We start from the raw sequence: 13549 nt of genomic DNA, 5'->3' as shown, positions 1-13549 counted from the left end.
AGCACTCGATGAGTACGCGATGAGTACGCCCATGAACTAACGACGGTCCGGCTTCAACCCGGACCTCAAAGGAGCGAAGTGGCTAAGGTCCGGGTCTACGAACTCGCCAAGGAGTTCGGCGTTGAGAGCAAGGTCGTCATGGCCAAGCTCCAGGAACTCGGTGAATTCGTCCGTTCGGCGTCTTCCACCATCGAAGCGCCCGTTGTACGTAAGCTGACCGACGCCTTCCAGGGCGGCTCCGGCAAGTCCGCCGGCAAGCCCGCCCCGCGCAAGGCCGCCCCCAAGCCCGCCGCGCCCTCTCCGGCGCAGGCGGCCCGTCCGGCTGCCCCGAAGCCGGCGGCCCCCAAGCCTCCGACGGCACCGCAGCCCGCTGCTCCGGCGGTGGCCGCGACTCCGTCGGCCCCCCTGACCCCCTCGCCGGCCCCGGGCCCGCGTCCGGTTCCGGGTCCGAAGCCCGCGCCGCGTCCGGCCCCGGCCGCCCCGGAGTTCACCGCTCCGCCGGCCGCTCCGGCCGCGCAGGCTCCGGCCGCGCAGGGTCCGCGTCCCGGCGCCCGTCCCGGTGCCCCGAAGCCCGGCGGTCGTCCGGCCGGTCCCGGCCAGGGCCAGGCCCGTCCGGGTCAGGGTGCCCCGCGTGCAGGTGGCCAGGCCCCGCGTCCCGGTGCCCGTCCGTCCGGTCCGCGCCCGGGTAACAACCCCTTCACCTCCGGTGGCTCCACCGGCATGGCTCGTCCGCAGGCCCCGCGCCCGCAGGGCGGACCTCGTCCTGGCGGCCATGGCGGTCCCGGTGCTCCCGGCGCCGGTCCCCGTCCGCAGGGTCCCGGTGCCCAGGGTGGCGGTCCGCGTCCGCAGGCTCCGGGCGGTTCCCGTCCGTCGCCGTCCGGTATGCCCCGTCCGCAGGGTGGTCCGCGTCCCGGCCCGGCCGGTCCGCGCCCGAACCCCGGCATGATGCCGCAGCGTCCCGCTGCCGGCCCGCGTCCCGGTGGCGGTGGCCCCGGCGGTCGCGGTCCCGGTGGCGGTGGGCGTCCCGGTGGCGGTGGCGGTCGTCCGGGTGGCGGCGGCTTCGCCGGTCGTCCCGGTGGCGGTGGCGGCGGCTTCGCCGGTCGCCCCGGTGCTCCCGGTGGTGGCGGCGGCTTCGCCGGTCGTCCCGGTGGTCCCGGTGGTCCCGGCGGTGGCGGCGGTGGCCGTCCCGGCTTCGGTGGCCGTCCCGGCGGTCCCGGTGGCCGCGGTGGCACGCAGGGCGCCTTCGGTCGTCCTGGTGGTCCCGCGCGTCGCGGTCGCAAGTCGAAGCGGCAGCGTCGCCAGGAGTACGAGGCCATGCAGGCCCCGAGCGTCGGCGGCGTGATGCTGCCGCGCGGCAACGGCGAGACCATCCGTCTCTCCCGCGGCGCGTCGCTCACCGACTTCGCGGAGAAGATCAACGCCAACCCGGCGTCCCTCGTCGCGGTCATGATGAACCTCGGCGAGATGGTCACGGCTACGCAGTCCGTCTCCGACGAGACGCTGCAGCTCCTCGCCGGCGAGATGAACTACGAGGTTCAGATCGTCAGCCCGGAGGAAGAGGACCGCGAGCTGCTCGAGTCCTTCGACATCGAGTTCGGCGAGGACGAGGGCGACGAGGAGGACCTGGTGGTTCGTCCGCCGGTCGTCACCGTCATGGGTCACGTCGACCACGGTAAGACCCGACTGCTCGACGCCATCCGCAAGACGAACGTCATCGCGGGCGAGGCCGGCGGCATCACCCAGCACATCGGTGCCTACCAGGTCTCGACCGAGGTCAACGACGAAGAGCGCAAGATCACCTTCATCGACACCCCGGGTCACGAGGCGTTCACCGCCATGCGTGCCCGTGGTGCGAAGTCGACCGACATCGCGATCCTGGTCGTCGCGGCCAACGACGGCGTCATGCCGCAGACGGTCGAGGCGCTCAACCACGCCAAGGCGGCCGACGTCCCGATCGTCGTCGCGGTCAACAAGATCGACGTCGAGGGTGCCGACCCGACCAAGGTGCGCGGTCAGCTGACCGAGTACGGCCTGGTGGCCGAGGAGTACGGCGGCGACACGATGTTCGTCGACATCTCCGCCAAGCAGGGTCTGCACATCGACTCGCTGCTGGAGGCCGTGGTCCTCACCGCGGACGCCTCGCTCGACCTGCGGGCCAACCCGGCCCAGGACGCGCAGGGCATCTCGATCGAGTCCCGTCTCGACCGCGGCCGTGGTGCCGTGGCGACGGTCCTCGTCCAGCGAGGCACGCTGCGGGTCGGCGACACGATGGTCGTGGGCGACGCCTACGGCCGAGTCCGCGCCATGCTCGACGACAACGGCAACAACGTCGCCGAGGCGGGCCCGTCGACGCCGGTCCAGGTCCTGGGTCTGACCAACGTCCCGGGTGCCGGCGACAACTTCCTCGTGGTCGAGGAGGACCGTACGGCCCGCCAGATCGCGGAGAAGCGCGCCGCCCGTGAGCGCAACGCGGCCTTCGCGAAGCGCACGCGCCGCGTGTCCCTCGAGGACCTGGACAAGGTGCTCAAGGCCGGCGAGATCCAGCAGCTGAACCTGATCATCAAGGGTGACGCTTCCGGTTCCGTCGAGGCCCTCGAGTCCTCCCTGCTCCAGCTGGACGTCGGCGAAGAGGTCGACATCCGCGTCCTGCACCGCGGCGTCGGTGCGGTCACGGAGTCCGACATCGACCTGGCGATGGGCTCCGACGCCATCGTGATCGGCTTCAACGTCCGTGCGGCCGGCCGCGCGGCGCAGATGGCCGAGCGCGAGGGTGTGGACGTCCGGTACTACTCGGTCATCTACCAGGCGATCGAGGAGATCGAGGCGGCCCTCAAGGGCATGCTCAAGCCGGAGTACGAGGAGGTCGAGCTCGGTACGGCGGAGATCCGCGAGGTCTTCAAGTCGTCCAAGCTGGGCAACATCGCCGGTGTCCTCATCCGCTCCGGCGAGGTGCGCCGCAACACCAAGGCCCGCCTCATCCGCGACGGCAAGGTGGTCGCGGAGAACCTCAACATCGAGGGCCTGCGTCGCTTCAAGGACGACGTCACCGAGATCCGCGAAGGCTACGAGGGTGGTATCAACCTCGGAAACTTCAACGACATCAAGGTCGACGACGTCATCGCGACGTACGAGATGCGGGAGAAGCCGCGGGCGTAACGCCCACGGTTCGCGCTGGCCGACGGGACCCCGGTCCTGTCGGCCAGCGCGCCGTTCCCGGGCTCCGAGCGCAGTCCAGGGTGCGGTAAAACCCCGTCGAGCCTCCGGCAGGAACGGGGTACCGTTCTTGATGTCCCCGGCCACACGGACCCGGGGCCATCGATCCCGTACCGGCGGGTGAACCGGCTACACACATGTACGTGGGGACTCTGTCCTTCGACCTCCTCCTCGGCGACGTCCACTCGCTGAAGGAGAAGCGCTCCGTCGTCCGCCCGATCGTCGCCGAACTCCAGCGGAAGTACGCGGTGAGCGCGGCCGAGGTGGACCACATGGACCTCCACCGGCGAGCGATCATCGGCCTGGCCATGGTCTCCGGCGACGCGGCGCACCTCACCGACGTACTGGACCGGTGCGAACGGCTGGTCGCCGGCCGCCCCGAAGTGGAGCTGCTGTCCGTGCGGCGGCGCCTCCACGGCGACGACGACTGACCACAGAACGCAACAAGAAGAAAGAACGGGAGACGGACCAGTGGCCGACAACGCGCGGGCGAAAAGGCTGGCGGACCTCATCCGGGAGGTGGTGGCCCAGAAGCTGCAGCGCGGGATCAAGGACCCGCGGCTCGGCTCGCACGTCACCATCACGGACACCCGGGTCACGGGTGACCTGCGGGAGGCGACCGTCTTCTACACGGTCTACGGGGACGACGAGGAGCGGCAGGCCGCGGCCGCCGGCCTGGAGAGCGCCAAGGGCATCCTGCGCTCCGAGGTCGGCCGCGCGGCGGGCGTGAAGTTCACGCCGACCCTCACCTTCGTCGCGGACGCCCTTCCGGACACCGCCCGGACCATCGAGGACCTCCTCGACAAGGCACGGCAGTCCGACGCGAAGGTCCGTGAGGCCTCCGCGGGCGCGGCGTACGCGGGCGGCGCCGACCCGTACCGCAAGCCGGCCGAGGACGAGAGCGCCGAGACGGACGGCGACGCCGCGGAATGACCCAGAAGCACACCACGCCCGACGGCCTTGTCATCGTCGACAAGCCGTCGGGCTTCACTTCGCACGACGTGGTCGCCAAGATGCGCGGCATCGCACGCACCCGCCGCGTCGGCCACGCCGGCACCCTCGACCCGATGGCGACCGGCGTCCTCGTCCTCGGTGTGGAGCGCGCCACCAAGCTCCTCGGGCACCTCGCCCTCACCGAGAAGGAATACCTGGGCACCATCCGCCTGGGCCAGAACACGCTCACCGACGACGCCGAGGGGGACATCACCTCCTCCACCGACGCGTCCAAGGTGACCCGGGACGCCATCGACGCCGGCATCGCCAAGCTGACCGGCGACATCATGCAGGTGCCGTCCAAGGTCAGCGCCATCAAGATCGACGGCGTGCGGTCGTACAAGCGGGCCCGCGAGGGCGAGGACTTCGAGATCCCCGCCCGGCCGGTGAACGTCTCCTCCTTCGCGGTGTACGACGTCCGGGACGCCGTCGCCGACGACGGCACCGCCGTGCTCGACCTGGTCGTCTCGGTGGTCTGCTCCTCCGGCACCTACATCCGCGCCCTCGCCCGCGACCTGGGCGCCGACCTGGGCGTCGGCGGCCACCTCACCGCGCTGCGCCGCACCCGCGTCGGGCCGTACAAGCTCGACTCCGCGAAGACGCTGGACCAGCTCCAGCAGGAGCTGACCGTGATGCCGATCGCCGAGGCCGCCGCGGCCGCGTTCCCGCGCTGGGACGTGGACGCCAAGCGCGCCCGGCTGCTCCTCAACGGCGTCCGGCTGGAGATGCCCGAGGCCTACGCGGGCGTCGGCAGCGTCGCCGTCTTCGACCCCGAGGGCCGCTTTCTCGCTCTGGTCGAGGAGCACAAGGGCAAGGCGAAGAGCCTGGCCGTCTTCGGCTGACCGGCGTCCGGACCGCGCCGCTCCACGGAGCCCCTCCGTGGAGCGGCGGCCACGGGGTACTGCCCTTGCCGCCGCTCCACGGTCCCCCCTCGGTTCCCCCACCCCTAGGGTGTATCCAGCCGCCCCCGCCTATTCACCCGACCGGGCAGGCGCTCGGAGTGAAGCGGGGGAGCGGAAGGGGGCGCTTTCACTTCGCGTGCTGTTCCGCTGATCACCGCGCCCCTACCGTCGATCACGAGGGCGCGTGTGTACGGGCGGGGAGGTACGGCCATGGCGGGTCGGGGCGGCGATGCGAACCGTACTGGCGTGTTCGGCCGGGCGCGGGACGATTTCGGCCGGGCCCGGGACGAGGGCCACAGGGACCACGACGAGAGCCGCGGGGACGGCACGCACTGTGCCGGCGACCCTGCTCGCACAGACGTCACACACGTCCTCGTCCGGATCCGCGACCTGGCAGGGCGCCCCCGCGGGGCCGGCTTCCTGGCCGATCATCACGGCACCCTTCTCACCAGCCACGAGGCCGTCGACGGACTCGCCCGGCTGGTCCTGCACACCGCCACGGACCGCACCTGTGTGGTCGGCGCCGACGCCGTCACCCCGCTGCCCGCGCTCGGCCTGGCCCTGGTCCGCACCGAGGACCTGGGCGTGGACCCCCTCCCGCTGACCGTCCGGGAACGTGTCGAGGCCGGCACCTACGTCCGGGTCGCCGCAGGCTGCTGGCGCGAGGCACGCGTGCTCGCCGCCACCCAGGTGACGTACACCGCCACCGATCGCTTCCACCTGATCGAGGACGCCCTGGAGCTGGCCATCGGCACGGCCGGCCGGGACGCGCTCCGGCTCGGCGGCGGCGCCTCCGGGGGACCGGTGCTGGACGCGGCGACCGGCGCGGTCGTGGGCGTCCTCGGCACTGCCCTGCACTCCGACCGGCGCGACGCCGGCTTCGCGGTGCCGCTGCGGCCGGCCGACGGCCCGCTGGCCGAGCTGCTCGCCCGCAACGCGGCCACCGTGCCCGCCTACGGCGCTGACCTCAACCTGGCCGGTGTCCTGGAGCTGACCGCCACCTCGGTGGGCCAGGACGGACCCGGGGGCGCCCTCGCCGGGTACGTCGGCAGCGCCGGTCCCGGCCATGTGCAGCCGGTCGAACGCGCCGACGCGGTACGGGAGTTGTCCGCCTTCGCCGACAGCGGGAGCGCCGCCGTGCTCGGCCTGGTCGGCGCCCCGGGCAGCGGTCGTACGACGGAACTCGCGGCCCTCGCCGCCCGCCGGGGCCGAACCGAGCGGCCCGCGCCCACGCTGTGGCTGCGCGGCGCCGACCTGAGGGACGCCGACGACTCCGTGGCCGACGCGGCCCGCCGCTCCCTGCGGCGCGCCGTCCGGATCGTCGCCGCCGCCCGCTCCGTGCACCCCGCCGACCTCGGCGACCTCACCCCCGAGCGGCTGGCCCGCCTCGCCGGGCAGGCCGGCCGCCCGCTGCTGCTCCTGCTCGACGGCCCCGAGGAGATGCCCCCCGTTCTCGCCCACCGGCTGCCCGAGTGGACCCGGGGGACGGCCGGGTGGCTGCGGGAGACCGGGGCGCGGCTGGTGGTGGCCTGCCGGGAGGAGCACTGGGAGCGTGCCGGGGCCGAGTTCCCGGCGGACCTGGTCCACGGGCCGGCATGTGTGCGGCTCGCCGACCTCACCCAGGACGAGGCCCGCCGGGCCCGGGCCCGCTACGGCGTCCCCGACGGCGCCCTCATCGACCGCGACGCCCGGCACCCGCTCACCCTGCGCCTCCTCTCCGAGGTCCGCGCCGCCCTCCCGGACGCGCCGCCCGCCGGGCCGCTCGACCGGCACGAGGTTTTCGCCGCCCACCTCGACCTGATGTGCCTGCGCGTCGCGGTCCGCCTCGCCGCCGAGAACGGGCTGCGCGGCACGGCTGTACGGCGGCTCGCTGCCCGGGTGGCCGGGCAGGTGCACGAGGCCGCCCGGCGCAGTCTCGGCCCCGGCCAGGGCGAGCTGGACCGGGCTTCCTTCGAGGCGGTGTTCCCCTGGGGTCCCGCCCCGGCCCGGCTCGGCGGCGGCTCAGGCTGGGCCTCCGCCGTCCTCACCGAAGGCCTCCTGGTCCCGGCCGGCGCCGGGTACAGGTTCGCCCACGAGGAGCTGGCCGACTGGATCCAGGGCATCCACCTCGACCTGGACGAGGCCCTGCACGCCCTGGTCCACCGCCCCCGCACCCCGCAGGGAGCCCACCCGCTCCCCGTCCCGCACCACCGCGTCGGCCCGGTCGTCCAGGCCCTGCTCCTCCTCGGCCGCCAACAGGGACACCGCCAACTCTCCTTCCGTCTACGGGAGTTGGTGGACGCCCTGGATCTCGACCCCACCTCCTGGTGGGCTGCCCGGCTGCTCGCCCGCACCCTCCTCCAGGTCCCGGACGCGACGCCGTACACGGAGGTGCTCCGCCTCCTGGCCGACCGTGTCGTCGCCTGGAGCCTGGGCGGGCGGCCCGTACCGTCCGAGTTCGGCCCCGCCTTCTGGACCGCCCTGCCCCTCCCGGAAGCGGAGCGCTTCGCACTGCTGCGGGAGCTGGTCCTCGCGGACCGGGAACCGTCGCAGCCGGCGTGCACCGCCGCGGGCGAGCGCCACCTGGACGCCGTGGCCCGGCTGCTCGCCGCCGCACCCGGAGCCGTACAGCCGCAGCTCACCCGCTGGTTCGACGACGAGCGGCCGCTGCCCGCGACCCCGCACGCCACCGTGGCGACCGCAGCGCAGGCCCTGCTGCACACGCACCGGCACGGGGCCCTGGACGACCTCACCGAGGTGCTCGTGGAGAGCGCGCACCCCAGGGCCGACGAGCTGCTCACCGGCCTCGCCGAGGACGAGCCCTCGGCGGTCTGCCGGGCCGTCGACCGCTGGGCCCACGACGAGCGCCCCGCCCGCCGGGCGGCCGCGGTGGCGTACGGGCTGCGCGCGGCCCCCCACGTCCGCTCGGCGGCCGACCGCGAACTGCTCCGCTACGCCGCCCTCGCCCTGCTCGCCCGCCCCGCCGACCGCACCCTGCACGGCGGCGCCCTCGCCGTCCTGGTGCGCGACCCGGACACCCGCGACCGTCATCTCGCCGAGGCCCTGCGCCACTTCGCCGACGGCGACCCGCAGTTCCCGCCCGGCGTCCTGGTCCCGGCCCTGACCAGCCACCCCGAGCCCGTCCTCGACGCTTTCCGCGCCCGTCTGCGCGGCGGCCCGGACGCCGGTGAGACGCTCCGCACGCTCGCCGACGTCACCACCCCGGCCCTGGCCCGCCGGGTCGCCGCCCTCGTCCGGGAGGCGGTGGGGCTGCGGCCGGAGACCGCCGGGCACGTGGCCGCGTACGTCGACCGATGCCTCGACCGGGGGCCCGCCGCCCGCCCCGTCCTGCTGCCCCTGGTCACCGGCCTCCTCGACGGCGGCCCCGAAGGGGTCCGGGCGGCCCTCGCCACCGTGCTCGCCGCCCCCGGCACCCCCGCCTCCCGCCCCCTGCGCCGCGAGCTGCTGGACTTCCTGCTCGCCCACGAGCACGAGCCGGACGTCCTGGACGCCGTCCTGCAGGCGGCGGCCCCGCACGGCGAGGGCCGGGACGCGGAGCTGCGCGCACTGGTCCACCGCACCGGCCTCCTCCTCGTCCGCACCCCGAACGGCGCGACCCGGTTCGACTGGGGCCTGGTCGTCCTGTCCCGGCACGTGCCCGGCTTCGCCGCACGGATGGCCCGCTGGCTGGGCGAGACCCCTCAGGACTGGGCCGCGGTGGTGGGCCCCAGCGCCCGCCGCATGATCGAGAACCTGGCGGGCGTGCGCGTACCGGCCTGAGCGCCCGCCGTGAACGTGCGCCCGGTCACAGCCCCGATGCCGATGCGGGCCCCGGGCACCCGGCATGGCACCCTTAGACCTGCACAAGAGGTCAACGGTAGACACGGACACGGGTTCGAGGAGCGGTCACAGTGCAGCGCTGGCGTGGCTTGGAGGACATTCCCCAGGACTGGGGGCGCAGCGTCGTCACCATCGGTTCCTACGACGGCGTTCACCGCGGCCACCAGCTGATCATCAAGCATGCCGTCGACCGCGCCCGCGAGCTGGGCGTCCCGGCCGTCGTCGTCACCTTCGACCCGCACCCGAGCGAGGTCGTCCGCCCCGGCAGCCACCCGCCCCTGCTCGCCGCGCACCACCGCCGTGCCGAGCTGATGGCGGAGCTGGGCGTCGACGCCTGCCTCATCCTCCCCTTCACCACCGAGTTCTCGAAGCTGTCGCCGGCCGACTTCGTCGTCAAGGTCCTGGTCGACAAGCTGCACGCCAAGTCGGTCGTCGAGGGCCCCAACTTCCGCTTCGGCCACAAGGCGGCCGGCAGCGTGGAGTTCCTCACCGAGCAGGGCAAGGTCTACGACTTCGAGGTCGAGGTCGTGGACCTGTACGTCAGCGGTGCGGCGGGCGGCGGCGAGCCGTTCTCCTCGACCCTGACCCGGCGCCTGGTAGCCGAGGGCGACGTGGCCGGCGCCCGCGAGATCCTGGGCCGCCCGCACCGGGTGGAGGGCGTGGTCGTGCGCGGCGCCCAGCGCGGCCGTGAGCTGGGCTTCCCCACGGCCAACGTCGAGACGCTCCCGCACACCGCGATCCCCGCGGACGGCGTGTACGCCGGCTATCTGCACGCGCAGGGCGAGATCATGCCCGCCGCGATCTCCGTCGGCACGAACCCGCAGTTCGACGGCACCGAGCGCACGGTGGAGGCGTACGCCATCGACCGCGTCGGCCTCGACCTGTACGGCCTGCACGTCGCCGTCGACTTCCTGGCGTACGTGCGTGGCCAGGCGAAGTTCGAGTCGCTGGAGGCCCTGCTGGAGCAGATGGCCGAGGACGTGAAGCGGTGCCGGGAGATCGTTGCCGAGGAGGCGTAGACCTGCGTTCTTCGCAGGCCTGAGTCCTCTACGACTCCTCTACGACGACGTTTCTACGACACGAAAGGGCGGCCGGTGCGGTGAGCACCGGCCGCCCTTTTTGTGCCGTCCTACTGCTGCGGAGGGGCCTGCGGAGGCTGCCCGCCCTGCGGGGGCTGCGGGTAGCCGTACAGCTCGGGCTGGGGCGGCTGTCCCTGCGGCGGCTGTCCCTGCTGGGGCGGGTACGGCTGGCCCGGGGCGGCCTGCGGGTAGGGCTGGCCCGGCTGCTGGGGCGGGTACGGCTGCGGCTGTCCCTGCTGCGGCGGGTACGGCTGACCGGGGTAGGGCTGGCCGGGGTGCTGCTGGCCCGGCATGGGCTGACCAGGCATCGGCTGGCCCGGGACCGGCTGGCCCGGCATCGCGTGGCCGGGCATCGGCGGGGCGGCCACCGGCGGCGGGTTGCCGTCGCTGGTCCACAGCCCGTGCGACTGCTGGTGGCGTACGAAGTCCTCGGCGACCATGGCGGCGAGGTTGAAGTAGGCCTCCCGCACCTTGGGCCGCATCATGTCGAGGTCGACCTCGGCACCGGCGGCCAGGTGCTCGTCGAACGGCACCACGACCACACCGCGGCAGCGCGTTTCGAAGTGCCCCACGATGTCCTCGACCTTGATCATCTTGCCGGTCTCGCGGACCCCGGAGATCACGGTGATGGACCGGGAGACCAGGTCGGCGTAGCCGTGCGCGGACAGCCAGTCCAGGGTCGTACTGGCGCTGCTGGCACCGTCGACGGACGGCGTCGAGATGATGATGAGCTGGTCGGCGAGGTCGAGCACCCCGCGCATCGCGCTGTACAGCAGACCCGTACCCGAGTCGGTCAGGATGACCGGGTACTGCCGGCCGAGCACGTCTATCGCGCGTCGGTAGTCCTCGTCGTTGAACGTGGTCGAGACGGCCGGGTCGACGTCGTTGGCGATGATCTCCAGGCCGGAGGGCGCCTGCGACGTGAAGCGGCGGATGTCCATGTACGAGTTGAGGTACGGGATCGCCTGGACCAGGTCGCGGATGGTCGCACCGGTCTCCCGGCGCACCCGTCGGCCGAGCGTGCCGGCGTCCGGGTTCGCGTCGATGGCGAGGATCTTGTCCTGCCGCTCGATGGCGAGGGTGGAGCCGAGGGCGGTGGTGGTGGTCGTCTTGCCGACACCGCCCTTGAGGCTGATGACCGCGATCCGGTAGCAGGACAGCACCGGCGTGCGGATCAGCTCCAGCTTGCGCTGCCGCTCGGCCTCCTCCTTCTTGCCGCCCAGCTTGAAGCGGGACGAGGCGGCCGTGGGTCGGCCGCTCTTCGCCTTCTGCTTCTTGGAGTTGAGCAGCCGGTCCGAGGACAGCTCCACGGCCGCGGTGTAACCCAGCGGCGCCGCACCCGGGTTGGTCATCTGCCGCTGGTCGTGCTGCACGGGCTGCGGCCAGGCGGCACCGGCACGGGGGTCGACGGCCGGCTGCGGGGCACCCTGAGCGGCCTCGGGGTTCTGCGGGGGCTGGGGCTGCTGTCCGGGCTGCGGGAATCCGTAGCCGCCGGGCTGGGCCGGGGGGTTGGGGGTGCCGGGCTGCGGGAAGCCGTAGCCGGACTGCGGGTTGGGGCCGCTGGGGGCCGGCTGTTGTCCGGGCCGGGGGAATCCGTAGCCGCCGGGCTGGGCCGGCGGGGTGGGGGTGCCGGGCTGCGGGGCGCCTTGAGCGGCTTCGGGGTTCTGCGGGGGCTGGGGCTGCTGTCCCGGCTGCGGGAAGCCGTAACCTCCGGGCTGGGCCGGGGGGTTGGGGGTGCCGGGCTGCGGGTGGGGGCCGCTGGGGGCCGACTGCTGACCGGGCTGCGGGAATCCGTAACCGCCGGGCTGAGCTGGCGGGTTGGGGGTGCCGGGCTGCGGGAAGCCGTAGCCGGACAGCGGGGTGGGACCGCTCGGGGTCGGCTGCGGCGCCGGAGGCTGCGGGAAGCCGTAACCGCCCGGCGGGGTCTGCTGCGGCGCGGGTGCCGCCGGCTGCTCCGCCGTGGGAACGGGGACGCCGGGGACCCCAGGAGCGCCCGGGATGTAGGGCTGGCCGGGCTGCGGTGCGGGCTGCGCGGGGGCCTGCGGAGTCGGCATGCCGGGCTGGTTCCAGGCGGCGGGCGCGGGCTGCGGCGCCTGCGGCTGGAACGGCGGCTGCTGGGACGGCACGGCCGGGTGCCCCGGAGCGGCCTGGGGCTGTGCCTGGGCAGCGTTCGGCTGCGGCATCGACGGGTCGGCCGGCTGCGGCTGCGCGGGCCACTGTGCGGCCGGGGTCGGGGCGGCGGGCTGGTAGGAGGGCGGCAGCGGGGGCACGTTGCCCTGCGGTGCCGGCGGGGGAGCCCAGCCCGGCTGGGCGACCGGCGCGGCTTCTGGGCCGGTGGGGGCGGATCCGGCGGCCTGTGCCGCCTCAGGGCCGGAGGGGGCAGATGCGGCGGCCTGCGCGGCTTCTGGGCCGGTGGGGGCGGACCCGGCGGCCTGTGCGGCCTCGGGGTTGGCGGGGGTGGATGCGGCGGCCTGTGCGGCTTCCGGGCCCACGGCGATGGGTCCGTCGCCCTGCGCGTCCGCGCTCGCGGCGGGAGCCTCGCCCGGCTGGGCGTCGCTGTTCTCCGCGGCAGCCGTCCGCGCCTGCGCGCTCGGTGCGGAGGCCGTCTCCGGGGACGAGCCGTCGGCCTGGGCGGCGTCGGCGCCGGCCGTGTCTGCTTCGCCGTGCTCGTGCTCACTGGCGGGCGCGGACTCGTCGCTCGTGTCCGGGAGGGCGGTCTCCGTGGCGGCCTTGTGGGCGTCCGGCTCCGTTCCCTCGGACCCGGTGTCGCCGCGGTCCGGCTCTTCGCCCACGTGCGCCGTGGCGGCAGCGGAGGAGTTGCCCTCAGCGTCCGTGTCTGTGTCCGCGTTCGCCCCCGGATCGCCGTCGCCGTCGCCGTCCCCGCTCGCCGCCGACTCGGCCGCACCGACCGGCTGTTCGGCGGAGGGCTCGCTGCCGTACGCGTGGCTGCCGGTGTCGGCGTTCGTCGCGGCCTGCTCGGCAGCGGCCGCCGCGGCCGACCGCTCCGCGATCTCCCGCTTCAGGGCGGAGGAGGAGATCCGCATGGTCGCGCCGCTGACGAGGTCTCCGCTGTCCCCCTCGGTCGGTACCAAGGGCGCGACGACAGGGGTGACCGGGGCCTCGGGCTGGGCGGCAGGCGGGGCGACGGGGGTGGCCGGGGCCGCAGGCGGGGCGGCAGGGGCGGATCCCGCCGTCCAGGCCGGCTGGAAGCCGCTACCGGGCGGCACGTCCGGAACCCCGAAGGGCTGGCCGACCGGCGGCGGAGGCACGGCGGGAGTGGCCGCCGGGGGCGGCACCGGAGCCGACGCGGGCGCACCGGACGCACCACCCGACGCGTTCTGCGTGTACCAGGCGGGCGGCGCGTAGTCGATCGTGAACTCGCCCGTCATCTCGATGCCGGACTCCGCGTCGGTCTGGTCGTCGTCGGGTGTGTCCCAACCCCCGCGGATCCCGTCCCGATCGCTGTTCACAGTTCCTCCTGGTGTGGTCGAACACCCTTGTGCCGTGCTTGGGGGCGACCGTTCCTGTCGTACGATTCGCCGG

The 13549-nt window shown here is 74.2% G+C and carries 7 protein-coding genes; 6 read left to right on the top strand and 1 reads right to left on the bottom strand.

The window, feature by feature from the left end; all coding sequences use genetic code 11:
- Positions 1-78 precede the first annotated feature (78 nt).
- The 6 genes from infB (at position 79) to ACFY3C_RS22725 (ending at position 9946) form a co-directional block, all read left to right on the top strand.
- On the top strand, positions 79-3156 hold the full coding sequence (gene infB / locus ACFY3C_RS22750) for a translation initiation factor IF-2 (protein ID WP_386576394.1): 3078 nt from the start codon (positions 79-81) through the stop codon (positions 3154-3156).
- 194 nt (positions 3157-3350) lie between these two features.
- Positions 3351-3644 carry a DUF503 domain-containing protein gene (locus tag ACFY3C_RS22745; RefSeq protein ID WP_386576393.1) on the top strand — a complete coding sequence of 98 codons (294 nt, stop codon included), beginning with the start codon at positions 3351-3353 and terminating at the stop codon, positions 3642-3644.
- A 40-nt stretch (positions 3645-3684) separates the two neighbouring features.
- Entirely contained in the window at positions 3685-4146 is a 462-nt protein-coding gene (gene rbfA / locus ACFY3C_RS22740) for a 30S ribosome-binding factor RbfA (RefSeq protein WP_386576392.1), read from the top strand.
- Positions 4143-5048 (top strand): tRNA pseudouridine(55) synthase TruB, encoded by a 906-nt coding sequence (gene truB / locus ACFY3C_RS22735; RefSeq protein WP_389182583.1) that lies wholly within the window; start codon positions 4143-4145, stop codon positions 5046-5048. Before rbfA ends, truB begins: the two co-directional genes overlap by 4 nt.
- Positions 5049-5318: 270 nt before the next feature.
- Positions 5319-8867 (top strand): trypsin-like peptidase domain-containing protein, encoded by a 3549-nt coding sequence (locus ACFY3C_RS22730; protein ID WP_390772026.1) that lies wholly within the window; start codon positions 5319-5321, stop codon positions 8865-8867.
- Between the two features lie 131 nt (positions 8868-8998).
- Complete coding sequence (locus ACFY3C_RS22725) at positions 8999-9946, top strand: bifunctional riboflavin kinase/FAD synthetase (RefSeq protein WP_390772025.1); 948 nt, start codon at positions 8999-9001, stop codon at positions 9944-9946.
- Positions 9947-10056: 110 nt separating this feature from the next.
- Here ACFY3C_RS22725 and ACFY3C_RS22720 read toward each other — a convergent pair whose 3' ends face one another.
- Positions 10057-13476 carry an SCO5717 family growth-regulating ATPase gene (locus ACFY3C_RS22720; RefSeq protein ID WP_390772024.1) on the bottom strand — a complete coding sequence of 1140 codons (3420 nt, stop codon included), beginning with the start codon at positions 13474-13476 and terminating at the stop codon, positions 10057-10059.
- Positions 13477-13549: the final 73 nt, after the last annotated feature.

Origin of the sequence: Streptomyces sp. NPDC001410 (assembly GCF_042895235.1) — a bacterium.
GTDB lineage: Bacteria > Actinomycetota > Actinomycetes > Streptomycetales > Streptomycetaceae > Streptomyces.
The sequence above is the reverse complement of the archived record's forward strand: the minus strand, read 5'-3'. Positions and strand labels throughout refer to the sequence as shown.